Source organism: Nostoc sp. GT001 (assembly GCF_030382115.1).
GTDB lineage: Bacteria > Cyanobacteriota > Cyanobacteriia > Cyanobacteriales > Nostocaceae > Nostoc.
Genome location: NZ_JAUDRJ010000003.1, coordinates 5635920 through 5662263, shown reverse-complemented (window position 1 = coordinate 5662263; position 26344 = coordinate 5635920). Strand labels below are relative to the sequence as shown.

Below are 26344 nucleotides of genomic sequence, written 5' to 3'. Positions count from 1 at the left end.
AGTTATAGAGGTTCTCGTTTGGATAATACTCAACGAGGAAGAAAGGAAAATGTATAAGAACCCAACTAATATATATAAAGCTTTAACTTATTGGCGCGGGGGATTATATGTTAATCCCTTTTCGGGATTGAAATCAAATTATGTATGACGAAGACGATCTAAGCCTACTCGATATTGAGGAGGAGCTAGAAAGCCCCTTAGATAAAATAGAGCCGCTAACTGCCGAATCAGTTGTGGCCAAGCCCGATCCAGAAGTGATGCTAGCCTTGCTGGAAAATCCCCAGCCCCAGCAAAGAATGTTAGCGGCACGTGCTTTTTGTGATATAGAAGATGCCCGTGCTACCCCCCATCTGATTCGCCTGTTAACTGATACCTGTCCCTTGGTGCGGGTAAGTGCAGCTTATGGCATCGGACGCAATCCCAGTTTAGAAGCAGTGAGTCCGTTAATTGCTCAACTAAACAGTGATTGGAATGGCTATGTGCGTAAAGGTGTAGTTTGGGCTTTAGGAAACTGTCGCGATCGCCGTTCTTTAGCACCTTTAGCAAACGCCCTCAGAACCGACATTTCCGCAGTGCGTTTGTGGGCTGCTAGCGCCTTAGCACAGATGGCAGAAGTGGGTTATGAAGCAGTGATAGGGGCAACACCACCTTTAATTGAAGCCTTAGTTCAAGATCCTGTGGCAGCAGTACGGAGTAACAGTGCTTGGGCAATTGGTCAACTGTGCCGCGAACTACCTTCTAATGTAGTTTATGCCACTGCGATCGATGCCCTAATTCAAGCCTTTGCCGAAGACCAAGATTTGGGAGTCCGAGAAGACGCCAAAGCCTCACTATTAGGAGTAGGCGATCCCCGTGGCTTACAGCTGATTGAAACCCTAGAACAAGAAGGGTGGTTTTGATTTGGGCATTGGGCATTGGGCATTGGTTATTAATTCTCCCTTACTCCCTCCCCTGCTCCCTGCTCCCTGCTCCCTGCCCCGTGCCCCTGCTCCCTGCCCCCCAGCCCTTACTGTCCTTCAGCTACAGGTTTGACCAAATTTAAGTCATAAGGGCGCTCAGTATCATCCTCACCCAGATATTCACCATTTTGAATTTCCAGAATAACTAGCGGAATATGCCCAGGATTATCTACTTTATGTAGTGTTGCTGCGGGGACATAAGTTGATTCGTTTCGATTCAGTAATATTTCCGCATCGCCACAAGTTACTTTCGCCACACCGGAAACTACAACCCAATGTTCATTGCGATGATAATGAATTTGTGGTTTAATCCCGTGTCTGGGCTTGATTTCAACACGACTAATTCTATAAGTTTCTCCTTCCTCAATTACCTCTACCTCACCCCAATATCGTGTACCTGAATGTGGAGACAATTCGTTGATATTTGACTGAGTATTATTTTCATTGGGAGTCATAATTTATTTCTCAACCAGATAAGTATTAGTATTTATCGAACAGAATTCAGGAGTCAGGTGGTCGCCGAGCGCAGTCGAGGTGAGTCAGAATTCAGTTGGGTATTCTGTATGAATGACGGATAGCGACGCGGAAAGCGAGTCTTCTCCCTTTGGGAAAAGCTAGCCCCAAGGGCGATAGCGCAGCGTTAGCGAGTATTCGAGCGTCACGAGCGTCTTGATTTTGAATTCTGGATTCTGGATTCTGCATTCTTCTTCATCAGTAATTTACCGTAAACGAGATAAACCTGGGTAGGGAGATGCAGTCACAACGTCTCTATTGATGACAACTGCTCTAACTTTACTTTAGGCAACAGATCCTATCCGTGAATTTCTAAATGTTTGAAGGCGTGAATTGCTTAACCACCCGTATACTGAATCCGATAAATCCGATTATTGGCTTCTTCTGTTAGTAGTAGACTACCATCTGGCAACACGAGTAAACCTACAGGTCGTCCCCAAGTGGTTGGTACAGAAGGGTTTAGCAAAAATCCTGTGAGAAAATCTTCGTAGTAGCCAAGCGATCGCCCTTTAGCATCGAAGGGAACAAATACAATTTTATAACCAGTGCCGCGATCGCGATTCCAAGAACCACGAAAAGCCGCAAAAGCACCATTCTGGTATTTTTTCGGAAACGTTTTACCATCATAAAACTGCAAACCCAATGCTGCGGAGTGCGCCTGGAACAGCACATCTGGCGTTTGAGTCCGGGCTACTAAATCAGGACGTTTACTTTTGTCATCAGTTTTTTGCCGTGGATCGAGGTTGTTTGGCGTTAGATAAGCATAGGGCCAGCCGTAAAATGCCCCCTGTTTAACGCGTGTTAGATAGTCTGGAACCAATTCATCACCAATTCCATCCCGTTCGTTGACAGTGGTATAAAGTTCCTTAGTTATAGGATGAAAGTCTAAACCAACAGGGTTACGCAAGCCGGAAGCAAAAGTTTGCTGTTGGGAACCATCCAAATTCATCACCTGTATCGAAGCCCGTGGTAAGGGTTCCTCATCCACATTTGTTCCTGAACCGACTGAAACATATAATTTATTGCGATCGGGTGAGACAACGACATTGCGCGTCCAATGGTTGTTATAACCTTGAGCGGGCAAATCGGCAATTTTTTCCCCTTTACCTGTAATCTGGTTTTGGCCTTGGCTATAGGGAAAACGCACCACAGCATCTGTGTTCCCCAGAAAAAACGAATTATCTACAAAAGCCATACCAAAGGGTCTATTGAGTCCGTTTTCCCCACTAGCAAAGGTTTCTCGAACGTCGGCTATACCATCGCCATTGCTGTCACGTAACAGACGAATCCGATTTTGCCCGGTTTCAGTCACCAATACATCCCCACTGGGAGTTAAAGCTAGCCAGCGTGGCGCATCTAAACCTTCGGCAAAGACATTTACTGTAAATCCTGGCGGTACACGCAGCACCGGGTTTTGCGGAATCGGTACAACCTCTGGCCGCTTAGAGGCACTTTCTGTTGCGAAGGGTGCTGGTAAATTCTTCAGATTGATGCGGATGGGTGTAGGTGAAAGTGCTTCAGTACGGACAATATTTTTTGGCTGCGTAGGATTCTGTGTCAGTTGGGCAGAAGGTACAGATTTTTGAGGTGTAGGATTATCTGAGTTAGCGCGAGTCTGGTTACAGGCTGCTGCCAAAATCATTAAAAAAACTGGCAGCAAAAAACGCGCAATAACTTTCATGGCGGTAGACACTATACACAATGTTCCTACTCTAGACTTGAGGCTTAATAATTGTCGCCAGTCAAAAGTTTGATTTTTCTTAGTTAGTCAACCTATTAATAATTCCAAAATAAAGCACTAGTACCGCAAGGCGAAAGTCAAAAATTAAGGCTTCGGCTTCGCTCAGCCTTGACCCTGAGCGCAGTCGAAGGGTCAAAAGTCAAAAGTATTATAAAATGGTCTTTTTTAGAGATTTTCAATGGTTGCTCTATTTACGCCGTAGCCTACTAGTGACTAAATTCTATTCCCAATGCCCAATATTTACACATACAAACATTTGTTAGTGAACAAAAAATTTTCAAATTCTGCTGCTGGTAAGGGACGACTAAATAGAAAACCTTGCATAAAATTACAGTTGTGTTGGCGTAAAAAACCTAGTTCTGCTTCCGTCTCTACACCTTCAGCCACTACATCTAGATTAAGATTATGAGCCATCTGAATTAATGCCTTAGCGATGGCTGACTTTTGCGAATCGTTAGCAACATTATGGATAAAATAACGATCTATTTTTAATGTATTGATTGGTAAGTTTTTCAGATAAATCAAAGAAGAATAACCCGTACCAAAATCATCAATCGCAATTTTTACACCCAAAGATTGCAATTTGCTCATAGTAGCGATCGCACTATTTACATCTTGCATAATCATACTTTCAGTTAGTTCTAGTTCTAGGTCATGTGGTTCTAGATTATTCACAGATATAAAATTAACTACATTATGAATGAAATCTGGCTGATTAAATTCAATTACTGACAAATTTACAGCAACAATCAATGAATTAATTCCAGCATTACGCCAGCTTTTAATTTGTTGACATACCCTTTTTAATACCCATTTTCCAATCGGAATAATTAAACCTGTAGACTCTGCTAACGGAATAAATTCTGTTGGATAAATCATTCCTAATTCTGGACTTTGCCAGCGCAATAAACTTTCAGCACCTATTATTTTTCCAGATGCAATATCGACTATTGGTTGATAATAAATTTCAAATTCTTGAAAATTATGTTGTTTTATAGCTCGGTGTAAGCTAATTTCTAACAACTGCATTTTTGGAGACAAGTTATTAATGATAATCTGAGGAGATAAATACCTTTTTAAAGTAGCGTATTTTTCCAACCTGTTCATGATGGCACTTAATAACTCAGTTCGAGTGAATGGCTTAGTTATATAGTCATCTGCACCCATATCCATACCTTGACGGAAGTCAGATTTGGCAGATTTGGCAGTGAGAAATATGAAGGGAATTGTTGCTGTTGATGGATCTTGACGTAATACTGTTAGCACGCCATAACCGTCAATTTCTGGCATCATCATATCACAAAGAATTAAATCAGGAGCTTCGGAAATAGCCAAATGTACCCCGATTCTGCCATTAGCCGCAGCAATAGTTTCAAAGTCCTCAGCTTCTAGCAAATCTAAAATGTTTTCACGTACTGCTTCTTCATCTTCTATTATTAAGATTTTGGGCATAAATTACCTCATGTTTATAAATAGCAACATCCTAAATATTTATTACAAATGTCATTATATTGATAATAAACATTTTACTTTTGGAGATATCTACACACTTTTTTAAAAATGCCATTTTTAATACGCTATTTAGTATAATAACACCATTTATAGTGTGATAAAATGATTCAATAAAATACACTATACATCCTTGGAAAATCCCAATCCTGCAAATTTTTAACTTCAAATGCAGTTTGTCTATCTTGAATAAGAAGATTAAACTTAAAAATGCCATCAAAGGAGAAATATTTAATCGCATTTGAAAACAAGTTAGTCAAAATGTGTACCAGCAGTTTTTCATCGATGCAGCAGGTTACAAATTTATATTGACTGGTGAAAAAAATCAAGCGCCGATAGCCCAGATTCATCTGTATTTGTTCTGGCGATTCTTGGCTATGTTCAACTAAATTGAAGGATGTTGCTTTACACTCTAATTTTCCTACTTCTAACTGGCCGATAATCAACACATCATTCAACATTTCAGTCATGATTATGTGATATTTGGGCGTATTGATTTGCATTATCCTATTAGACTTACGGTACAAGTCCAAATCTTCCTCATAAACTTCAATGAAGTGAGTGTATTTGCCTGTCGTAGCTTTACGTACTATAGCGCGTGCTAGTAACCATTGGGACTTGAGTAATTGTCTCTCAATGAAAATCTGATGTTCTACCTCAAAGGAATCAATACTAGCATTACCTCTAGTTTTCTCTGTTTTTTGTGCCAGTGCTTGACAGATACAGATACTTTCAGGAGTAATATTGTCGGTAATATTACTTTGCTTAGCTACAACTAGAAGTAGTTCCAACTGCTGCTGGTATAACCGTGATAGCACTGAGACTATTTCCGAAAATTCTAACATGTTCAATGTCATGACTAAGATATGCATAACTTCAAAAGTATTGGCTGTTTTCAAGCTAGTTCCAGAAGCTACAAACAGTACCATATCATGCTTTGTGAAGGACACTACTATCTGCGAAGATGAAAAAACAAGATACTTTTACCCCGTGCTACATCAGTGCATAAGCGTAGCCCGTTGTAGAAATAGCATCTACTCTAATAGTGATGTTTTTAACACAACCATCAGGAGCAAACAGTCAATTCTTAACTCTAAGCTTTGTAGCCTGATGAGCTGAGGTAAAGCTTGCATAGATTTTCACGATAGCTATCATCAAATAATAGTTATCTAAAGCTGCTTATCTAAGTATTTTCCAATATTTTGACACTAAGGATCGTGGATTTAATAACCTGTGTAGGTTGGGTTGAGTCTGTGAAACCCAACATCTCTGGGGCGTTGGGTTTCGTGCCTCAACCCAACCTACAAAAGTCGATGTTATTTAATTCTCATTCCTAAACAAGTAGTAATATTTGGGATACAAACACTACAAAAAGTGTGTTAAGAATTACAAACTAGCTTATATCCAGCTAGTTGGGTATTAAGCATTGGGCATTGGGATTGAATCTTCAATTTTGAATTTTGAATTGATTTCTCCCCTGCTCCCCGCCTCTGCCTCTTCACAAAGGACGCAACTGCACCCGCCGTTCGCCATAACGTAATAGCCTTTCTATAGTTACGAGTCGATTTTCCCAAACTTTGACTTGATAGGAATTCGACTTAATTTCTTGGCTCATCAATACCCGGAATTGAGACTGGAACCGAGTTAGAGAGGCTCTCGCCACTAGTAACTTACTAGCAGAAGGTGAAGCTGCCAGTTGATTTAAAGCGCTGCGTAAAACTTCTGCCTGGTTGTTAAAATCTGAAATTTTCTGAGATGACCTTTGTCGTTGGTCATTTTGGAAAACAAATTTCCATTCTCGTTGTAGCGCGGTGTAACGGATGGCGGCAGTTTGAAAAGGCTGGCGGTGAGGAATCGGTTCACTTGTTGTGGATTGAATCCTACCTTGGGTGCTACTAAAGATTTTTTGGAGATCGTTGCTAAAATTTTCTGCGGCAAATAGTGCATAACCGCTAACTGGCAAGTCCCTTACCAACTGGAGTTGATCGAATGCCCCGATGGTTGGCAAAGAAAGTAAGCGAATTCCCGGCACCAACAAGGTAGCTCCTAATTGTTTAGAGGCAATCCAGGGTTGGGCCAGTCGTTGAAACCGAGAAGTATCGAGAGCATAAGTCATGGGAACAATTAAATCTACATCCCCCTGCCTTGCCCAAGTTTCCCAATTTTGTTGAATTTTCTGAATCCGCTCTTGTTCTGGCAAAGGAAATACTGCAACCGACAAAATCAAATTCGGTTGCTTTTGTCGCAATTGCTGTGATACTTGAGCGACAAAGCTATCAACTTGCTCGGTGCGAAATTTTGTCCATTTTTGCCACAAGTCTGCTTGGCTAGGAGAAATATTCACTGGATCTACACCAGTAAGTTGCTGAAATTGCGCTCTTGCAGCTTTCCCATAGCCATAAGTTCGACCTGCTGATGGGTCTTGGAAAGGGTAGCGAATGTAGTCTAGCTGTAGACCATCCACCTTATATTTAGTGACAATTTCCTCATACAGCTTGAGCAAGTATTGCCGCACTTCGGGGTTGGCTGGATCGAAGAATGGCTTGCTTTGACCAACGGGAATCATGTTGCCCAGGTTATCGTAGTTTGCCCAATCGGGATGAGCCGCCAGTACTGGCCCTGGATAAGTAGGATTAAGGTTGAGAATTTCGTTATGACGTTGATTGCCAGCAGCAAAAGTCCAAACCCAAGCGTGTAATTCCATGTCTCGCTCATGGGCTAATTTCACCGCCTCTTCCAGTGGGTCCCACCCACGAATTAATGGGTTTTGCTCTTTGGCGACTTGGCTCGGATAAATTGGATAGCCAGCGTTAACAGTTTCAAAAAAGACGGTATTAATCCCGGCTTGGGCGAGGCGATCAAAAATCTGTGCCAGTCCCGCCTTACTACCAGCACGAACAATCGTCCCCCGATCTAACCAAACTGCGCGAATTTCTGGTTGAGCTAGCTTCCGATCGACAGGGAACTGCTGCCACAAAGTCGTTTTAGCGGCTAGCCATTGCTGACGAGCCAAAGCGTAGTTTTTTTGAGCAATCAACTGGGGTAAATTTTTGGCAATTAGCCTTGCTTGTGCTAAAGCTTGGTCTTTACTTATGGCTAGCGCCCCCAGTTTGGTTGAGGCTAATTGTATTGGCTGTTCTTTGACAGACTGGGGAGTGTTTAAATCCCTAGAAAACTGCTTCTCCCCAGATATTGTTTCGCCAACATTAGCCGCATCAGCTAACACCGCTAAATGAGCGCTTTCCACTCGACCAATCAGATTTTCTAGCTCTTGTTGGAGAGCGATCGCTTGCCTGTTATCAATCGGCTCATTGGAGTTGGGTGCAACATCCAAACGCACCGCTTGTTCTAATTGGTCAATAGCCTCCTGAGAACTTGGGGGTTTGACCATAGGCAGCGATCTAGGTATGGGAACAGTCGCAGTTTTAGGAGGAGACGAGAGAGATGAACCGCCCCCCTGCCCCCCTGCCCCTCTGCCCCCCTGCCCCTCCGCCCCCCTGCTCCCCTGCCCCATTGGCGCAGCAGCCACAGTCGTAGAGCAGCTTTGGGAACCTCCTGGTATTTTTTTTGTCCGATTTGATGGCGCTAGTGCTGTCAAATAGTGATTGATAGTAGTTTTTAACCAGGCATTATCCAACTCGGCTGCTGAGGCTGTATCTGTTCCCCAGCGCCAGCCCAAAAAGGTAGAACGCTCAGTTGTCACGACTGCGGCCGGATTATCTTTGGAATTCCAAACAGCAGGAGATTCAGCGCCCATATCGTTAGGAATCACAACGCCGCCGCGTACTTTACCAAAGAGTCCAGTTTGATTTGCCCATCCTGGGATCTTGGTTTTTGCAGCTTGAATCTGTTCTGTGTCACTAAGGCTGAATCCCCAATAACCTCCCAAGAGCGATCGCAATAACTGTCGTACTCCTGGCGATGACAAACTACCTACAGGGCCACTAGCAATCAAACGCCCTCCCTTACTCATCCATTCTTCTAGAGCGATCGCTTGAGTTGGTGTTAATGTCTCAACATTTGGCAAAAATAATACCCGGCGATTGCCCCAATCTGCCCCACTCTTAACATCATTTAGGGAAATTACACAATATTTCACCCCTATTGTCTGTAAGCGATCGCTTATCCCTTTCCATTGATTTGCATTTTCTTGCCCATACACTACACTCAATACGGGTTCTTCAGTCGCCGCCGTTACTGGCAAAATACTCAAAAAACTTAAAACTACAATTTCACAACTTAAAATAAATAATTTTCTAGCTTTTTTAATTTTTAAACTTATATCTTTTTGGTTTTCCTGATACTTCACCAGTGACTCCTCACTTCATTATTAATTAATTTAGTTATTAGTCATAATTCATTAGTACATAATATAGGACTCTAGCTTTATCCTAGTAAGTTTACTGATATTCTCTCTTGGATTAAGTAAACCTAATCTTTGGCTTTTCAAAAATAAAGTAGATTCCTATAAGCTTCTCGTAGAAGTACTTAGTGAATGACTTTCATCAATCTAGCCTATCAAAAGCAGTAAAAAATGCCAAGATGGATACTCAAATTGCCCAGGCGATTCTATAGAAATTGTTAGCTATTACATTGTGAATTTAATTCTATCGGTGACTAGGTTTTAGAAAATTTTGCATTTACCAATTCCCATAGGCTTTTGCGTAATTGCAGAGAGTTTTCACTTCAACCTAAAATAAAAAATGCCACTCTTGTTCTAATTATCTGTTTTTCAGGATTTTTGTGAGTTAAAAAAGTAATACTAGCGCATCTTAAAGTCCTCACCCTAAATCCCTCTCTCAAGCTTGGGAGAGTGACTTTGAAATTAGATCGGCTCCTTTTCTCACAATTTTGGGAGAAGGGGTTGGCGGATGAAGGCAGATTTAGTATTACTCTTGACGATCGCCAGAGTTAAACTAACAATAATTTCTCATGAGCTTTTCTAGAAAATTTTAGATAGGATAAGACAATAATTTCAACAGTCGCAATTACAATCACCGAAATTTATTAACTGTAAAAGTCAATCAAGTTCATATAAGCCCACATTGATGTAGAGACGCAATTTATCGCATCTAGAAAGACCAATTGTCTACACCAATAACTTTTATGTGAATCGCATTGATGTAAAAGTAAGCAATATTTTTATATTTATAGCAGTCGCCAAAGCCGTTAGGACAGTTTGCGGGAAACGCGTCTTCAACAGCGTACTTTGTGATTTTATTGCTGTCCTAAGCTCCCTGTCCGTTGCTATAATTAAAGTTTCTCAATTTTGGATTTAACGTGAATTCGACAGACCTCACCCACCCAGCCTCCCTCTCCTGCGTTCGCGAAGCGTCTCGAAGAGAGGAGAGGGAGGAGCAACGAAAAATTAGGCTTTTTGCTCCCCTCTCCTGTTAGGACAGGGGCTGGGGGTGAGGTCAAAATCCTGTGCATCGAACTCACGTTGGATTTAACATCCAAATGTTTGAATACAAAAAAATAGTTTGACTTGAAAGGGTTGAAGTTATATCAATTGAAAAAATGTTTATGACAGATAAGCACACCCCCAAACTTTCCTTGTTAAGAATAGGGGTTGGGAGTGAGATTTTGATATGTACTTCATCTACCGGGGAACTGCTATAGACTAAAGAGCTAACAAAAACAGCTTAAAGAATACAGGTGTTGATCAAATCTTCAACTCCTCCTACTGGTAAAATTTTTGTCTCTAATTTACAGGCTAATTCTTCAATACTCATATCATCTAAAAATACTAATTCACCATGTTTAAGCATTACATTTGGCAGTAAAATTCCGTCTCCCAAATCTTGCCCTTGTAAGTTCAACAGCAAATCATGACCCGTTAGTAATCCCGTGACAGTGATACTCTGTCCCCAGTAATCACTACATAAAGCACGCATATTTACTTTTAATCCTTCAACAGAATTTAACCGTTTCAAGATAGGTTCAAAGGCGTTTTCTACTGCGTTGCCTACTACCCAAGTTAATGTCCTCTGAGGATAAACTTTTGGCGGTAGTAATTCTGTTGCCGCGGCTGCAAATTGCTTGATAAACAACTGAATTGAACCAACACCGTTATCAATTTGGGGATACTCTTCATATTCAGATTCGCTCGGTAATTCCTCACCTGCAATCAAAAACCATTCATCAGCTAACCAAGCGACGTTAGAGGAAAACTTTTGGCGAAATTGTTGCGAGAGTATTCGCACTTGAGAAATCACTTCTTTCGCTTTTTCTTTGGTTACGGGTATGAGTTCGTCTTCTGGAGGCCGAAACCTTGTCAATCCGACTGGCACAACTGCCACTGATGCCACCGTAGGCACTTCACCAGTATGAAAGGATGCTAAGTCTTTTAAGGTTTGCTCTAGGTGTTCACCATCATTTATACCAGGGCAAACAACTACTTGAGCATGAATTTGTAGCCGTCTTTTTTGAAACCACTTGAGTTGCTGCAAGATTTGTCCCGCACGGGGATTTTTCAGGAGTCTAATTCTAACTTCCGGCTCCGTAGCATGAACAGAAATATACAACGGAGATAAGCGCATTTGTTCAATTCGCTGCCATTCTCTTTCTGGCAAATTGGTCAGGGTAAGATAAGAGCCGTACAAAAAGCTTAGGCGGTAATCGTCGTCTTTAAAGTACAAGCTGGTGCGCTTACCTGGTGGCTGTTGGTCGATAAAGCAAAAAGGACAGCGGTTATTGCACTGAATTAAGCCATCAAATAGGGCAGTTTCAAATTCTAGCCCCAAGTCTTGGTCGTAATCTTTTTCGATTTCCAGGCTATGAGTTTTCCCAGTAGCGTCTAAAACTTCTAGTTCCAAGACTTCATCAGCACACAAAAACTGATAATCAATTAAGTCGCGGGGACGTGTACCATTGATTGCAACGATCGCATCCCCAGCTTCAAAACCAATCTCTGCGGCTATTGAGTCTGGAAGAACCTTGGTAATTCGGGCAGGATGAATGGTAGTCATGGGGAATGGGGCATTGGGCACTTGTACTGAGCGTAGTCGTAAAGCCTGCGGCATAGCTTCGCTTCGGGCGTAGCCTCTCGTAGAGAAGTATTGGGCATTAGTCATTTACTTTGGACTAATGACTAATGACTATTATCCTTTCCAACCTGCTGCGATCGCTAGTAAGATCGCACTACCGAATGCTAATCTATACCATACGAAAATCAAAGTGTTTTTGGTTGCTAAGTATTTGATCAAAAATGCAATTGATAGGTAGGAAAAAATAAAGGTTGAAATAATTCCGACAATTAACAGTCCAACAATGTTATCTGGCAACTGGTGTTCTTGAAACAACTTGAAGATTTTCAGGCTTTTATACAGGGTCGCAATGGTAAGAGTTGGAAACCCTAACAAAAAGGAGAATTTTGCTGCTGTATCGCGTTCTAATCCTAAAAATAAGGCAGTCGTTAACGTCGAGCCAGAACGAGAAACGCCCGGAATCAAAGCAAGTGTTTGTCCCAATCCAACTAAAATACCATCCCGAATCTGCAATGAATCAAAACCTCGCTTGCGAGTACCAATTTTTTCTGCTAGAGCTAGTAAAAGTGCCATAATAATTGACATGATGCCAATAATTAATGCACTCTCAGGTAAAATATCTTTTAAAAGGAAACCGAAAATTAAAGCAGGCAGTGTTCCGACTACAATACCGACAAGAATTTTCCATTCTTCGCGTTGCCAGTCTTTAGTTTTTAGTGCTTCGATTCCACCTTTGACAATACTATAAATCAGCGACCAAAAATACCCTACAATTGCTATAACACTGCCAAATTGAATTGCATCAACAAAATCTTTAGAACCTAGTTCTTTCCAACCAAATAGCTTGGTAAAAATCAGAAGATGTGCGGTACTACTGATTGGCAAAAACTCTGTAATACCTTGAACAATACCTAAAATAAAAGCTTGAATAAACTCCATATACAATTAATACCTTTTTCGTATTATAGAGATCGTGATGAACATTGTTTAGCTGATGATGTTGCTTTATATACTCTCTATTGCACCCAATCTTGTAGAAAACTCAATTTTACCGATCAAAAACATCATCGAAGACGCTGACTATGTTCTTACACCCACCTCAATAAGTCAACGCAATTTGAGAAATTCATCAAACTTTAATATTTAGCAGACTCATAGCATCTGACTTTTCACCTCTCTGTAGTCCCTCATTTACAAGTAACTACAGAGCAGTTGTGTACATAGTGGAACTTTAATGGATTCGTCTGGCGCAGAATGTTTTGCTTGGTTTGCACCAGCGCTAGTGGAAATTTCAGTATAATTACAATGCCCCAGGGGGGNATTTGAAAATGTGATATCTTAAATAAGATAAAGTTTAGTAACAAATATTAAAAACATTGATTAATAATACACTGTCTTCCTACAGCGCTTCTACCCCTTCTATTGATACCGAGTTGGATTTAGCTGATACTGGGCAGAATGGTATCAGACAATTGGAATCTACACTTTCCCTTTCTCCCTCTCTACCCTTATCTACTTCTGCCCGACAAACTTGGTTAGTGTTTGCGGCGGCGGTGTTTTTAGTAACAGTCCCAGTATTTATAGAAGCGCCAATAGTGCGATCGCTACCAAGTCTGAGTTTAGCGCTGACAGGATTTTGGGTGTGGCTCAGTTTTGCCTTGATGTCACGTCCTGCAACTTACGTCTGGGGCGATTTACTCTTGGGGTTTAGCTGGAGTTGGTTAGCAGGAGCGATTTACTGGGGCTGGTTACGCTGGGAACCTTTATGGCATCTACCGGTGGAATTTATCGGTTTACCGTTTGCTTGCTGGTGTCTGGCGAAGAATTGGGGCAAGGTAGGTAACTGGTTTTATTTAGGTTCTTTACTAGGTACAGTTTTAACAGATGTATATTTTTATATAGTAGATTTGATGCCCTATTGGCGGCAAATCATGAGAGTAGATGCAGATTTAGTACCGCAAATTTTACAAAATGCTCTCATACAAGTACAAGCACCTTGGGGGCAAACTTGGGCGATAATTCTTGCCGTAGTGCTATTAACAGTAGGAATTTCAGCTTTAGGTCGAAATCAAAGACACTGGTATGCCTTTGGTGGAGCCGTTTTGAGTACAATTTTAGTAGACAGCCTATTTTTGTTAGCTGCGATCGCAGCGTGAAGAAGGCAGAAGACACAACTATATGTTGCAATAAGCATGTAGGCTTCTCTTACTGAAACTTTTCCCAGCCCAATCTACGAAACATCAAAAATGATGCTGTAAAAGATTAATTAGTTAAGAAATATTACATAAAAATCCATCAGCATCAAGTCTTTTTTGGTAAGATTTTCGATCTTAGGAATCGTAAGTTTGGTTTTTGCTTGAGAGGTAGAATCAGCCACCCCAAAAAGATTTCGTCTAGCTGAGAATGCTGCCGGGATCGTCGATGCAACGCTATCGCAGCTATGCAAGTACTCTTTCCAGGATAAAAATTTTGCCAAAAGTATAGTCAAACCCAGTAACGGTAAATATTGTGCATATTAATACGCTGTATATTAGTTTCTGATGACTGCTGTGTTGACTAAGCTATCAGCTTTTGTCCTTTGTCCTTTGTCCTTCGTCCTTGGCGCTCTCACGTAGAGGGATTAGCGGCTTCCCACAGGGTATGACTAATACTTCGGCTCCGCTCAGTACAAGTGACTAATGACTAATGACTGTTGTTAGCTTAAAACTTTTATTTCTGTTTGATGGAAAGAGGTAGAAAAATCGTGAAAGGATTGGCGCGTTTATTAACAGTGTTTAGCTTGTTACTTAGTTGCTGGGGATGGTTGGGAACAACTCAGATAGCCCAAGCTGCTAGTTTCAACAGTTTTGCTTTTCCTCAAGTCCCAGTTCTGGCAATTGAGCGGCAGAATCGGGCAGACGCTAAACTAGGAACGGAATTTGGTAAAAAAATTGATTTGAATAATACCAACGTCCGAGCTTTTCAACAGTTTCCAGGGCTTTATCCCACCCTGGCTAAGAAAATCATCACCAATGCTCCTTACCAAAAGGTAGAGGATGTATTGGATCTTCCAGGATTGAGCGATCGCCAAAAACAAACCCTGCAAGCCAACCTCGATAAATTCACCGTGACAGACTTAGAGCCTGCCTTCAATGAAGGAGACGATCGCTTTAACAACGGTATCTACAGATAACTGAATTGCAGTTAATGTAGCAAATAGCATCCCACTCCTGATTCTAGGGAGTGGGAATATTTTGTTAGAGATAAGGGGAATTAGGGAGATGAGGAAGACAAGGGGGACAAGGGGGACAAAATAAAATAGTCTCCCTTGCCCCCCTGCTCCCCTGCCCCCCTGCTCCCCTGCTCCCCTGCCCCCTGCTCCCCCTACCCATTACCTTGTCTCAGATAGATATTCCCAGCCAATTTGATGTCTTAGTAGTCGGCGCTGGTGCTGCTGGACTATACACAGCGCTGTGCCTGCCAGAATCCTTGCGAGTTGGCTTGATTACCAAAGAAACCGTTGCTTTATCCGCCAGTGATTGGGCACAAGGTGGTATTGCCGCAGCGATCGCGCCAGAAGATTCTCCCACACTGCATATTGAAGATACGATCCAGGCGGGTGCGGGTTTGTGCGATCGCACCGCTGTCGAATTTCTCGCCCAACATGCCCCTAGCTGTATTCAATCCCTAGTTAACTTGGGGGTAGCTTTTGACCGTCATGGTCAAGCCTTAGCTTTAACTTTGGAAGCTGCCCATTCTCGCCGTCGTGTTCTCCACGCTGCTGACACTACAGGGAGGGAAGTTACCACCACCCTCACCGCTCAAGTATTACGTCGCCAAAATATTCAAGTCATTCAGCAAGCTTTGGCTTTGAGTTTGTGGATTGAACCCGAAACTGGTTGCTGTCAGGGAATTAGCCTGTTTTATCAAGGTAAAATCACCTGGATAAGAGCTAGTGCTGTGGTACTAGCAACCGAGTGGCGGTGGTCAGGTATTTGCCCAAACCACTAACCCGGCAGTGAGTACCGGTGATGGGGTAGCGATCGCCGCTCGTGCTGGAGCTATCCTCCGCGATTTAGAATTTGTCCAATTTCACCCCACTGCCCTCACTAAACCTGGTGCCGATCGCTTCTTGATCAGTGAAGCTGTACGCGGTGAGGGGGCGCATCTCATCGATAATGAAGGGCGACGTTTTGCCTTTGACTACCACCCTGCGGGTGAACTTGCACCTAGAGATGTGGTCAGTAGAGCAATTTTCAGCCATTTACAACGTACCGCCCTTGATTTGGCTACTGCCCATGTCTGGTTGGATATGCGCCCCATCCCCGCTGACAAGATTCGTCATCGCTTTCCCAACATCATTAAAGTTTGTCAGCATTGGGGTGTTGATGTCTTCCACGAACCAATTCCTGTAGCGCCAGCCGCCCATTACTGGATGGGTGGAATTGTTGCGGATCTAATGAATCGCACAAATATCCCCGGTTTATACGCAGTGGGTGAAACCGCTAGTACTGGTGTGCATGGGGCAAATCGCCTTGCTAGTAATTCCCTGTTGGAATGTATTGTGTTTGGGGCTCAGATGGCTAATATTAAGTTAGAAAATATTGGGCTGTCTTCAGAAATACCAGTGCTGCCGTTACGGAAATTTAATGCCGATCCTAGTAAGTGGCACATCCAACAAGCACAGCTAGAAGCACTCAGGGAGAAGCTACCGCGTCTAGTGTGGGAAAGTGCTGGTATTTGTCGAGAACAATCAAGGCTGGAAAGTGCGATCGCTACTATTGAATCTTGGCAGCAAGATTTCGCTGCCTTGCCTTTAACTCAATTCTTGCTTGCTTTACGTCCAGTAGAACCCGCTAGTTTTGACCTACCAGATGTTGAACGGCAATTGGGACTTTGGGCAGAAACCCGCAATTTATTAGATGTAGCTGATTTAATTCTCAAAAGTGCTGCTTTTAGAACCGAAAGCCGAGGCGGACACTTCCGTTTAGATTATCCTCAACCAGACTCAAATTGGCAAGTTCACACACTTATACAAACAAATCATTGGTGGAAATCTCCACTATTGTCTTGAATAAACTACCTTAAAGAGCCTGACGGTTTTCGCAACCCTAAGCACAACATCTTGCAATGAGCCGCCAAGTAAAAAATGTGGTGTCCAGGAAGGTAGTTAACTCATTCCGCTGCTCTACCAGAATCTAAAATCTAAAATTGCCATCAACGGGTACCGCTCCCATTATGACTGTCGGGACCACCATAATTTGGTGGAATGTATATGTCTTGTAAATTTTGAGAATTGACCTTGCGGGCGATTAAGGTATCACTGCTAGTAGAGGCTAAAGAATTAGCACTTGCAGTACTCAATAGACCTGTGCAAGCAGCAATTTTTGGGATCAGTATATAAGCAGCTATGCAGAATATCATAAACTTTGTGATTCGGAAGTTAGTCTTCATGTCTTTCAGTAAATTTACTAATTTTTTATTTCAGAGCGTATTTTTTATTTACTACCGTATATTTACTGTACTTTTTGGAAAAAGTATTTTAACTTTATGAAATTATTGCTGGTAGCGTACAAGTTATTGTGGTATTCGCTTGTCGATTAACCTTAATTTGCCGATATAAAAGAGTCTTTATACTTAAGTGGTATTCTTCATAAACGGTTTTTACATCAGTCTCAGGTTAGAGATGTCAATGATTTACTGTAAGCATTTTGCTTGATTCACTATTTATTAATAATATCTTAATACTTTTAAGTGTAAACACTATGTTTGCTAAATCAGTAGTTTAGAAAAATGTTAAATAATACTTATTTGATTGTATAGTTTAGACTTAATCGAGTAAAGATGTGTAAAGATACAACAACATATTTATAGTGTTATAAGTATTTTTAAAACTATCAAACAGCCTAATAAGCGAATAAGTACCAGTATAATTTTTGATGCAATATAAATTACATTAAAAATTATTTTCCTAATTATTTCTGATCGCTAATTGCTTTATGACATCAGTTATGAGGTTTAGTCTTAAAGCCAAAAATCCTTGCTGGGTATATATCTTGGCTAAAAATTTACCTCGCAGTACATAAGCTATATTTTTCAAAATAGTGCCTTAGACGTGTCTCCAGTTTAAATTCCTAATTTGAAGGTAAAAATTGTAACTATAGTGAAAAAAAACTGGAGACTTGACTCTTAACTAATTAAGCAAACTCGTAGCGATTTTTACCCAGGCGCTTGGCACGGTACATTGCTGTATCAGCTTGTTTCATCAAAGTTTCACTATCTTGACTGTTGTATGGGTAAACACTAATGCCAATACTGGCAGAGACTCGGATTGTATAGCCGTCCAAAACAATTGGCTTGGTAATACTGCTTAAAATTTTTTCGGCGACTTTAGCAGCTATTTGGACATTAGGAATTGCCCGTAAAATCACAGTAAATTCATCGCCACCCAAACGAGAAACTGTATCACTAGCGCGTAAAGAGTTGCTGAGTCTTTCAGCAATAGTCATTAACAAGCGATCGCCCGTCTCGTGTCCCAAAGTATCATTTACTTGCTTAAAGCCATCTAGATCGATAAACAGCAGTCCCAACAACAAGTTATTGTGTTGTGCCCAATGTAAGGACTCGTAAAGTTGTTCGGCAAAAAATTTGCGATTGGATAAACCGGTGAGGGGGTCGTGATACGCTAAATAACGTAAGTGGTCTTCTTTGAGTTTTAATTCATTGTTAGAGCGGTATAGTTCAGCAGCAGTACGCTTCAGCTGTTCTTCCATCAGCTTACGCTGAGTAATATCTCGGATGACACCAACTAAAAAGAAATTGCCAGCTGAGTCTTTGTGGAGCGATCGCTTCGTGGCAATTTGATGAGTCTGACCATCGGCATTTGTAAATTCTTCTTCATGTTCTTGGGGTTGCTGAGTCCGAAAAACAAGATCGTCCTGTTGTCGAAACACATCAGCCTCATGTTTTGGGAAAAAGTCATAGTCTGACTTTTCAATTAATAACTTATTTGGATAACCGATAAATCGACAATACGCCTCATTTAAAACAATCCACTGGTGTTGTTCATTTTTCACAAAAATTGGATCGGGGATCGTGTTGATAACGTGATGCAAAAATTCTTTGGAACGTTTCCACTCTTCCTGCATGTGAGCGATATGACTAGTCATCCAAATAGCTGAAGTGCCAAAGCAAACCAGTGAGGGAATGAGCGGTATCCACCAACCGTATAAGAAAGCAAGGTATGCACTCACGGTCAATACAAAGCAAGAAACTAGGATATAGAAGAGACTCCTAGTTGCGTGTCGTATCCGCCATATTGTCACGGCTCCCAAATAAGACCAAACAAAAACCCACAAGTATTCCACCAAGTCAGGCCAAACTTTGAGTAATGGTCTTCCATGTACAGCAGCAGAGATTAACTCACTAATAAAATAAGCCTGCAATTGAATACCAGGTACAGGCTTTGCCATACCAATTAAACTGCTGGAGTAGGGAATAAATACAAAATCTTGGAGACTGGGTGCAGTGGAGCCAATAAGTATAATCCGATCTTTGATTAAGTTTGCTTTGACTTTATCTGCCAGTACATCTCTCATCGATACCTGGCGAAAACTACAAAACTCTCCAGAGGAACTTTGACATTTGGGTTTGGGAAAATTGCTCAAAATTTGGTAGCCTCTATCATCAGCTTCCACATAAGCACCATCATTAGCCTCAAAACGAGTAAATGCTGCCTTACCCAATTGCAAATACTCAGGGTTACTTTTTGCTTTAGTGGGAGTAATTCCCTTTGACTTTAAATACAATAAAGCCAACTTTAGAGCAAAACTTTCATGTACTTCACTTTTAATGTGCCAATACAACAAACTGCGACGTACTTTACCATCAAGATCGTACAGCACGTTATTAAAGCCCACTTGATCCGGATTCAGCCCCAGTGGAGGCGAAACACTAAAGTTTTTGTTGTTATCATTTGCTAGTAGTTCAATACCAACTAAGTTGGGCATTGACTTATAAGTATTACGCAGTTCTTGATTACCAGGCTCTACTGGTAAATTTCTGTAGATATCTAAGCCAATCGCACGGGGTTTGTGGACATTTAATTTTTGCAACAACTGGGCAATCTTCGCATCTGGAATTGGCCACGAACGTACTTCGTTTAAATAAGCCTCATCCATCACTACGATCGTAATCCGGTCTTCTGGCGGTTCATTTGGACGTAAGCGAAAAAATTGATCTAAAGCTGCCAACTCCAAAGATTGCAATAATCCAATGGAGTGCAAAAGCAGGACGCAGACTGCAACGCTGACCGCAGTAATCAATTCTCTGTGTCCTCGACTAAGCGATTGTTTCAGTCCAAAGATTAACTTCACAAAACGCTTGCCTAGCTGCTGATTCATTCCCATTACCTAGTAGGCAGAAATATTCTCTATTTCCTATAGCTATTAACTATCGGACTAACATAGCTCAAGTAGGAGCTAAATAGAGTTTCTAAAAATTTTTTAACTCAGCAAGGTTCTTTAAGACATGATTACATCCCAAGGTTGCTCTCAAGTATTATGAGAAGAAATTAAAATATACATTATTTTAAAGTAAATGTACTTAGGTAATTTCCTTGAGCTTAAGTATTTGTAGATAAAAGCCGCAGGAAAATTGGTAATTGGGCATTGGATAAGACCTATTATCTGTTACCAAAAACAAAAAAGCCAACTGGAAATAGATTTTACTGTACTCATCCAGTTGACTATGGGGTGTGAACTACTTAAGGTTGTGTAGGTACTTTACTTAAAATACTTGAAGTTCCGAGACCCTGTGTAACCAGAAACTTTCGCTAATTCCTCTAAGTTTTGGACTCCACTATAGCTTTTACCATTAACGATCCAAGTGGGGAAACCTTCAATTTTTGCAGCTTTACATAGTTCTGGTTGAGCTTTGAGTCCATCAGGGGCGCACTCTACTTTAATACCATTATTGATTATTTCCTCAGCTTCTTTACCAAAAAGCAGCTTTTGTTCATGACAGTGAGGACACCAATAAGCACTGTATTCCTTTGCACCTACCTTTGCCAGATGGGTTGCTAAGGCTATTTCTGCCTCACCAGAAGTAGTGGTAATTTCCCAACCGAACGCTGGGTTGGGGTTTTCCTTGGGAGTAAAGGTAATTTTAGTAGGTTGTCCAGGAGTTCCAGGTGTCACATCTGATTGATTCACGCCAGCATAGACGCCTAAAGTACCAATCAGCGTTACCATCCCGACAATCAGTGCGGTAAACAAGATTTGTCCAATATCCTCCCAAGTCCGACCGATAATCGTTAGTACCAAAAGACTCACAGAGAACAAAGCTGAACCGATACAGTAAGGACAAATAGCTTTGATTTGAGATGTTAGCACATACATTAAGTAGCCGCTAAAGACAGACATAGCGATCGCACCTGCCAGCAGCAGCCACCACGTCCAATTTTCCAATTGTTTGCGGCTATTATTTTCCCCTGATTTAAATACCAAGGGAGCCAAAGCAAATATCACCATACTGATGTATGCCAAAAACCCAAACAAAGCTAATGGCTGACCAAAAACCGTTGCCCAAGGGCTAGAAAGCACATCATTACAGCCCTTAGCACCAGCTTCTGCCACACAGGCGGCAGTGCCTCCGGTTAACTTTTCTATGGTGAGATAACCTGTGATCAAGGCACCACATCCAGCGATCGCGGCAATCAATGGACGTGACCATTTATGAATCCAAGGAGTAGAACGACGGCGAATCATAAATATTGGGGAATGGGGATTAGTAATAGTTAGGAGTTTAAGAGTGAGGAGTGAGGAGTGAGTAGTTAAGAATGAGGAGTTAGGAACAATTACTTTAAAACTCATAACTCATAACTCATAACTCCTAACTCCTAACTTCTAACTCTCTTTTCCCACTTTCTAAGAATGTAACTTCACTTGTTCTGCTGATTTGCTTTCACCTTTGGAGTTCCAATTGCGACGGGCGGCTTCCACAAATTGACTGACGCGAATAGGGTCAATTGGTTGCTCTATCCGTCCGTGACGTTTCAGGGAACTGGAAACGATTACACCATCTGCTGCCTGCATCAATGTATCAATATTTTCCCAATTGGCCCCGCTACCGATGAACACTGGTGTGCCGTTTGCTGCGCCACAAGCTAGTTCCAAATCTTCTAAGTTAGGAGGACTACCAGTAGCCCAACCAGATAAAATCACTGCGTCTGCTAAACCCCTTTCAATGGTGTCTTTTACGGCGACTGTGAGATTTGGAGAACTCAAAGGACGGGCGTGTTTTACCAACACATCGGCCAGGATTTTAACATCACAGTTCAACTCCCGTCGATAGCGGAGTAGTTGATGGGCTTCTCCCTCAATTAATCCTTGGTCAGTTGCCATCACGCCTGTGAGGACGTTGACGCGGATAAATTGCGCTTGTACACAGCTAGCGATCGCTATTGCACTTTTGGCATCATTTCGCAATACATTTAAACCTATGGGCAAAGTCACCAAATTCTGTATCCGCTGCACCACAATGGTCATGGCACTCACAACCACTGGATCGACTTGGTTTTTGGTAAACGGCGCGTCGAAAAAATTCTCGACAATCAGACCGTCAACCCCTCCACTTGCCAAGGCCGCGGCTTCTTGTTCGGCACGGTCAATCACCGCTTTTAGGCTACCTCCCCAACGGGGTGAGGTAGGCAGTGGTAGCAGGTGAACCACGCCAATAATTGGTGAGCGAGTTTTAAATATCTGATATAAGTCCACGTCTTTAATCCGCCTCGCGGAGTCCAGAGTCCAGAATTTTTTGACTATTGAACGCCAGTTCAACACCACTCCTCTTAAGGTCGGGAACCTTTTTAGAGGGGTGGCTCTTCAACGGGGAAAACCCCGCACGTGACTGGCTCCTTTTGACCCTTGACTCTTGACTTTTCATTAACTAGTCAAATGTGTTTTATGATAGTCGGTTTATTGCCTCTTTCCTCAGACGGAAATTGGCGTGAAACCTCCCATAAGATATGTTAAGATAAAACCTGGCTACAAGAGGAGTTTGCCACTCACTAGACGCAAGGCAGCTTTCCGTGGTTTAGGCGTCTTGTCCCCGCATTGTCGTAGGACTTGCCAATCGCCAGGGTAGCATTACTGCTTTATAGGCGTAGTCGCTTTCGTCGATTTCCCTGAGGGTAGCGACTTCTCACAACAAGCCCTTTGGGCGGCTTCCCGATGGGTAGGTTAACAACGCACACGCTGTGGTAATGTAAAATACCAATAGGCGAATTGTTAAAAAACATTACAAGTGTCAAATGTACCCAAAGACACTTCAATTTACCCTGGGGAACAAATTGATAAAAATATCATAACATGACCTCTATTTTTATTATTGATAGGGTCATAATTCTACGGACAGTTGCTGACAGTGAAAATCTGCCAACGTGCTGTTATTAGAAGGATAGCGGTCGGAAAAAAGCGAAATTAGCGCCGGAATGTTGACTACAAGAAAAAAATGAAGATATTTTCAAAATATGGGTGACAAGCCAACGATTGCCATTTCTCATCTGGGCTGCGAGAAAAATCGAATTGATACAGAACACATGCTGGGAATGCTCGTAGAAGCAGGCTACGGTGTAGATACAAATGAAGAGTTAGCAGATTACGTTATTGTTAATACTTGTAGTTTTATTGAAGCGGCTCGGCAAGAATCTGTCAGAACTTTAGTAGAACTGGCAGAGGCAAATAAAAAAATCGTAATCACTGGCTGTATGGCGCAACACTTTCAAGAACAACTTTTGGAGGAGTTGCCTGAAGCAGTAGCCGTTGTGGGTACAGGCGATTATCACAAAATTGTAAATGTAATTGAGCGTGTTGAACTTGGCGAGCGGGTCAAACAGGTTAGTATAGAGCCAACCTACATTGCCGATGAAACGACACCGCGCTATCGCACGACAACGGAGGGCGTTGCTTACCTCCGGGTTGCCGAAGGTTGTGATTATCGTTGTGCATTTTGTATAATTCCTCATCTTCGAGGAAACCAGCGATCGCGTACTATTGAATCTATCGTCGCCGAAGCGGAGCAGTTAGTTAGTCAAGGGGTAAAGGAAATTATTTTAATTTCCCAAATCACCACTAACTACGGTCTAGATATTTACGGTCAGCCAAAATTAGCCGAATTACTTCGCGCTTTGGGGAAAGTAGATATACCGTGGATCAGAATGCACTACGCTTATCCCACGGGACTGACCCCAGATGTGATCGCGGCGATTCAAGAAACACCCAACGTCTTGCCTTACCTGGATTTGCCCTTACAGCATTCTCATCCAGAGATTCTCCGCGCCATGAACCGCCCTTGGCAAGGGCGCGTAAATGATGGGATTATAGATCGCATCAAAACGGCGCTACCAACAGCCGTATTGCGGACAACATTTATTGTTGGTTTCCCAGGAGAAACTGAAGAGCATTTTGAGCATCTACTAGGATTTGTTCAACGGCATGAATTTGACCATGTTGGTGTCTTCACCTTTTCCTCTGAGGAAGGAACCCCAGCTTACAAACTCCCAAATCACTTGCCCCAAGAAGTGATGGACGAGCGCCGATACCAACTTATGGAAATCCAGCAACCGATTTCCCAAAAGAAAAATCAACAGGAAGTAGGCAAAATCGTTGATGTCCTGATTGAGCAAGAAAATCCTGAAAGTGGTGAATTAATAGGTCGTTCAGGTAGATTTTCTCCAGAGGTTGATGGTCTGGTATATGTCAAAGGCCAGGCAAAATTAGGAACCATCGTGCCAATAGCGATTCACCACGCTGATACATACGACCTCTATGGTCAGGTAGTCAATAACTAAATTGTTATTTGTCTTTTGTCCTTTGTCTTTTGTTAAATGACCCTTCCAGATTCACCCTTATTCTGAGGTCAACGCTGCATTAATGGCAGTTTTCATGAGGGTTTACCTGAAGTTCGCGGATTCGTTGGCATAGCTTGAGGCTGCGCTATCGCCCTTGGCTCACTAGTAGCCGATAACTAATGACTAATGACTAATGACTAAATAACTAATGACTAAATGACTAATCCAAAAATCCTTACATAAAATTTAGGACGAATTAATGACTCTTTCATTTCAAGAATTAGGTATTTCCCAAGAGCGTGTCGAACAACTAGAAAAAATCGGTTTTACCGAACCAACTAACATTCAAGTGCAAGCAATTCCCCAATTGCTAGCTGGTCGTGATGTAGTCGGTCAATCTCAAACTGGAACAGGCAAAACGGCAGCATTTTCACTACCAATTTTAGAGCGGCTAGATATCAATCAAAGAGCCGTACAAGCCATAGTTTTAACACCAACTCGTGAATTAGCGATGCAAGTTCACGATGCGATCGCCCAATTCATCGGTAATGAAGGATTGCGGGTGTTAGCAATCTACGGTGGTCAATCAATTGACCGTCAAATGTTACAACTCAAACGTGGCGTTCACATGGTCGTGGGTACTCCAGGACGGGTGATCGATTTGCTCGATCGCGGCTGTTTAAAGCTCGATCAAGTGAAGTGGTTTGTGTTGGATGAAGCTGATGAAATGTTGAGCATGGGCTTTATCGACGATGTGATCAAAATCCTCTCGCAAGCGCCCGTAGATCGCCAAACAGCTTTATTCTCGGCGACAATGCCACCATCGATTCGGATGTTGGTGAACAAGTTCTTGCGATCGCCTGCAACTGTCACCGTTGAGCAGCCAAAAGCCGCTCCCAACAAGATTAATCAAGTAGCTTACTTGATCCCCCGCCACTGGACAAAAGCCAAAGCTTTACAGCCAATTCTGGAAATGGAAGATCCAGAAACAGCTTTAATCTTTGTTCGCACCAGACGTACAGCCGCCGAACTCACCAGTCAGTTGCAAGGCGCTGGTCACAGTGTCGATGAATACCACGGTGACTTGTCCCAACAAGCGCGGGAACGGTTATTAATCAGATTCCGTAACCGTCAAGTTCGCTGGGTGGTAGCAACTGACATTGCAGCAAGAGGGTTAGATGTCGATCAACTCTCCCATGTAATCAACTTCGACTTACCCGATAGCGTAGAAACTTACGTTCACCGCATTGGTCGTACTGGTCGTGCTGGTAAAGAAGGAACAGCAATTTCTTTAGTACAACCATTTGAGCGCCGCAAACAGCAAACATTTGAACGTCATAACCGCCAAAGTTGGCAAGTACTGACGATTCCCACACGCGCCCAGATTGAAGCAAAACACATTCTGAAATTGCAAGAACTGGTGCGGGAAGCTTTGACAGGTGAGCGTTTGGCTTCATTCTTGCCCATTGTCAGCGAATTGATTGAAGAATACGATGCTCAAGCGATCGCCGCAGCTGCACTACAAATCGCTTACGATCAAACTCGTCCCGCTTGGTTGAGTTCAGACGTGGAAATTCCCCAAGAAGAATCCTCTGCTCCCAAACCCAGACTTGGCAAGCGTCGTGAATCATCTTCTAGCGATCGCCCCCGTGCTGCGTGGAAATCAGATAGTAACAATGGTGAAGAAAGACATTCTTCTCCCAAACCAAAACTGCGGACAAGTGGACAGGATTCTTCTGCATCCCCTAGTAAAAAGATAGGTTCACCTATAGCTAGAGAATCAGCTTCTTAGTCAACAGTTAGA

Annotated in this window: 15 protein-coding genes and 1 pseudogene; 6 read left to right on the top strand and 10 right to left on the bottom strand. The window is 42.2% G+C overall.

What is annotated here, in order from left to right:
- The first annotated feature begins 140 nt into the window (after positions 1-140).
- Positions 141-899 carry a HEAT repeat domain-containing protein gene (locus QUD05_RS26780; protein ID WP_069068994.1) on the top strand — a complete coding sequence of 253 codons (759 nt, stop codon included), beginning with the start codon at positions 141-143 and terminating at the stop codon, positions 897-899.
- Between the two features lie 107 nt (positions 900-1006).
- Here QUD05_RS26780 and QUD05_RS26775 read toward each other — a convergent pair whose 3' ends face one another.
- From QUD05_RS26775 to QUD05_RS26745, 7 genes are all read right to left on the bottom strand, one after another.
- A complete protein-coding gene (locus QUD05_RS26775; RefSeq protein WP_069068995.1) occupies positions 1007-1414 on the bottom strand; it encodes a phosphomannose isomerase type II C-terminal cupin domain in 408 nt (135 codons plus the stop codon).
- 395 nt (positions 1415-1809) lie between these two features.
- Positions 1810-3153: a PQQ-dependent sugar dehydrogenase gene (locus QUD05_RS26770; RefSeq protein WP_289800091.1), complete on the bottom strand. Its 1344-nt coding sequence runs from the start codon at positions 3151-3153 to the stop codon at positions 1810-1812.
- A 300-nt stretch (positions 3154-3453) separates the two neighbouring features.
- Complete coding sequence (locus QUD05_RS26765; protein WP_289798728.1) at positions 3454-4665, bottom strand: EAL domain-containing response regulator; 1212 nt, start codon at positions 4663-4665, stop codon at positions 3454-3456.
- Between the two features lie 167 nt (positions 4666-4832).
- Entirely contained in the window at positions 4833-5651 is an 819-nt protein-coding gene (locus QUD05_RS26760) for a histidine kinase (RefSeq protein WP_289798727.1), read from the bottom strand.
- Between the two features lie 569 nt (positions 5652-6220).
- Positions 6221-9031, bottom strand: coding sequence for a glycoside hydrolase family 10-like protein (locus tag QUD05_RS26755; protein WP_502911415.1), 2811 nt, complete (start codon positions 9029-9031; stop codon positions 6221-6223).
- A 1336-nt stretch (positions 9032-10367) separates the two neighbouring features.
- A complete protein-coding gene (locus tag QUD05_RS26750; RefSeq protein ID WP_289800089.1) occupies positions 10368-11693 on the bottom strand; it encodes a TIGR03279 family radical SAM protein in 1326 nt (441 codons plus the stop codon).
- A gap of 132 nt (positions 11694-11825) precedes the next feature.
- Positions 11826-12650 carry an undecaprenyl-diphosphate phosphatase gene (locus QUD05_RS26745; protein WP_289798726.1) on the bottom strand — a complete coding sequence of 275 codons (825 nt, stop codon included), beginning with the start codon at positions 12648-12650 and terminating at the stop codon, positions 11826-11828.
- Between the two features lie 437 nt (positions 12651-13087).
- On the opposite strand from QUD05_RS26745, the gene QUD05_RS26740 reads away from it, so the two are divergent.
- The 3 genes and pseudogenes from QUD05_RS26740 to nadB all read left to right on the top strand — a co-directional run bounded on the left by QUD05_RS26740 (position 13088) and on the right by nadB (position 16764).
- On the top strand, positions 13088-13867 hold the full coding sequence (locus QUD05_RS26740) for a DUF3120 domain-containing protein (protein ID WP_289798725.1): 780 nt from the start codon (positions 13088-13090) through the stop codon (positions 13865-13867).
- A 587-nt stretch (positions 13868-14454) separates the two neighbouring features.
- Positions 14455-14883 carry a photosystem II complex extrinsic protein PsbU gene (psbU, locus tag QUD05_RS26735; protein WP_194040639.1) on the top strand — a complete coding sequence of 143 codons (429 nt, stop codon included), beginning with the start codon at positions 14455-14457 and terminating at the stop codon, positions 14881-14883.
- A 203-nt stretch (positions 14884-15086) separates the two neighbouring features.
- Positions 15087-16764: pseudogene (gene nadB / locus QUD05_RS26730) on the top strand (L-aspartate oxidase).
- A gap of 1123 nt (positions 16765-17887) precedes the next feature.
- On the opposite strand, the gene QUD05_RS26725 reads toward nadB, so the two are convergent.
- The 3 genes from QUD05_RS26725 to btpA all read right to left on the bottom strand — a co-directional run bounded on the left by QUD05_RS26725 (position 17888) and on the right by btpA (position 22465).
- The gene (locus QUD05_RS26725; protein ID WP_289798724.1) at positions 17888-20092 is read right to left on the bottom strand and encodes a CHASE2 domain-containing protein; all 2205 of its coding nucleotides are present in this window, start codon (positions 20090-20092) and stop codon (positions 17888-17890) included.
- A gap of 381 nt (positions 20093-20473) precedes the next feature.
- Positions 20474-21457, bottom strand: a complete 984-nt coding sequence (locus QUD05_RS26720; RefSeq protein WP_289800088.1) for a vitamin K epoxide reductase family protein — start codon at positions 21455-21457, stop codon at positions 20474-20476.
- A 159-nt stretch (positions 21458-21616) separates the two neighbouring features.
- On the bottom strand, positions 21617-22465 hold the full coding sequence (btpA, locus tag QUD05_RS26715) for a photosystem I biogenesis protein BtpA (RefSeq protein ID WP_289800087.1): 849 nt from the start codon (positions 22463-22465) through the stop codon (positions 21617-21619).
- Between the two features lie 755 nt (positions 22466-23220).
- Here btpA and rimO point away from each other — a divergent pair.
- Together rimO and QUD05_RS26705 are read left to right on the top strand one after the other, a co-directional pair.
- Positions 23221-24540, top strand: coding sequence for a 30S ribosomal protein S12 methylthiotransferase RimO (rimO, locus tag QUD05_RS26710; RefSeq protein WP_289798723.1), 1320 nt, complete (start codon positions 23221-23223; stop codon positions 24538-24540).
- 259 nt (positions 24541-24799) lie between these two features.
- On the top strand, positions 24800-26332 hold the full coding sequence (locus QUD05_RS26705; protein WP_289798722.1) for a DEAD/DEAH box helicase: 1533 nt from the start codon (positions 24800-24802) through the stop codon (positions 26330-26332).
- Positions 26333-26344: the final 12 nt, after the last annotated feature.

What these genes read in the sequence shown, in the direction of transcription:
- QUD05_RS26720 (WP_289800088.1), bottom strand. Translation starts at nt 21,457, where the DNA reads ATGATTCGCCGTCGTTCTACTCCTTGGATTCATAAATGGTCACGTCCA.
- QUD05_RS26765 (WP_289798728.1), bottom strand. Translation starts at nt 4,665, where the DNA reads ATGCCCAAAATCTTAATAATAGAAGATGAAGAAGCAGTACGTGAAAAC.
- QUD05_RS26770 (WP_289800091.1), bottom strand. Translation starts at nt 3,153, where the DNA reads ATGAAAGTTATTGCGCGTTTTTTGCTGCCAGTTTTTTTAATGATTTTG.
- QUD05_RS26745 (WP_289798726.1), bottom strand. Translation starts at nt 12,650, where the DNA reads ATGGAGTTTATTCAAGCTTTTATTTTAGGTATTGTTCAAGGTATTACA.
- QUD05_RS26725 (WP_289798724.1), bottom strand. Translation starts at nt 20,092, where the DNA reads ATGAATCAGCAGCTAGGCAAGCGTTTTGTGAAGTTAATCTTTGGACTG.
- QUD05_RS26705 (WP_289798722.1), top strand. Translation starts at nt 24,800, where the DNA reads ATGACTCTTTCATTTCAAGAATTAGGTATTTCCCAAGAGCGTGTCGAA.
- QUD05_RS26750 (WP_289800089.1), bottom strand. Translation starts at nt 11,693, where the DNA reads ATGACTACCATTCATCCTGCCCGAATTACCAAGGTTCTTCCAGACTCA.
- QUD05_RS26760 (WP_289798727.1), bottom strand. Translation starts at nt 5,651, where the DNA reads ATGGTACTGTTTGTAGCTTCTGGAACTAGCTTGAAAACAGCCAATACT.
- QUD05_RS26775 (WP_069068995.1), bottom strand. Translation starts at nt 1,414, where the DNA reads ATGACTCCCAATGAAAATAATACTCAGTCAAATATCAACGAATTGTCT.
- QUD05_RS26780 (WP_069068994.1), top strand. Translation starts at nt 141, where the DNA reads ATGTATGACGAAGACGATCTAAGCCTACTCGATATTGAGGAGGAGCTA.
- rimO (WP_289798723.1), top strand. Translation starts at nt 23,221, where the DNA reads ATGGGTGACAAGCCAACGATTGCCATTTCTCATCTGGGCTGCGAGAAA.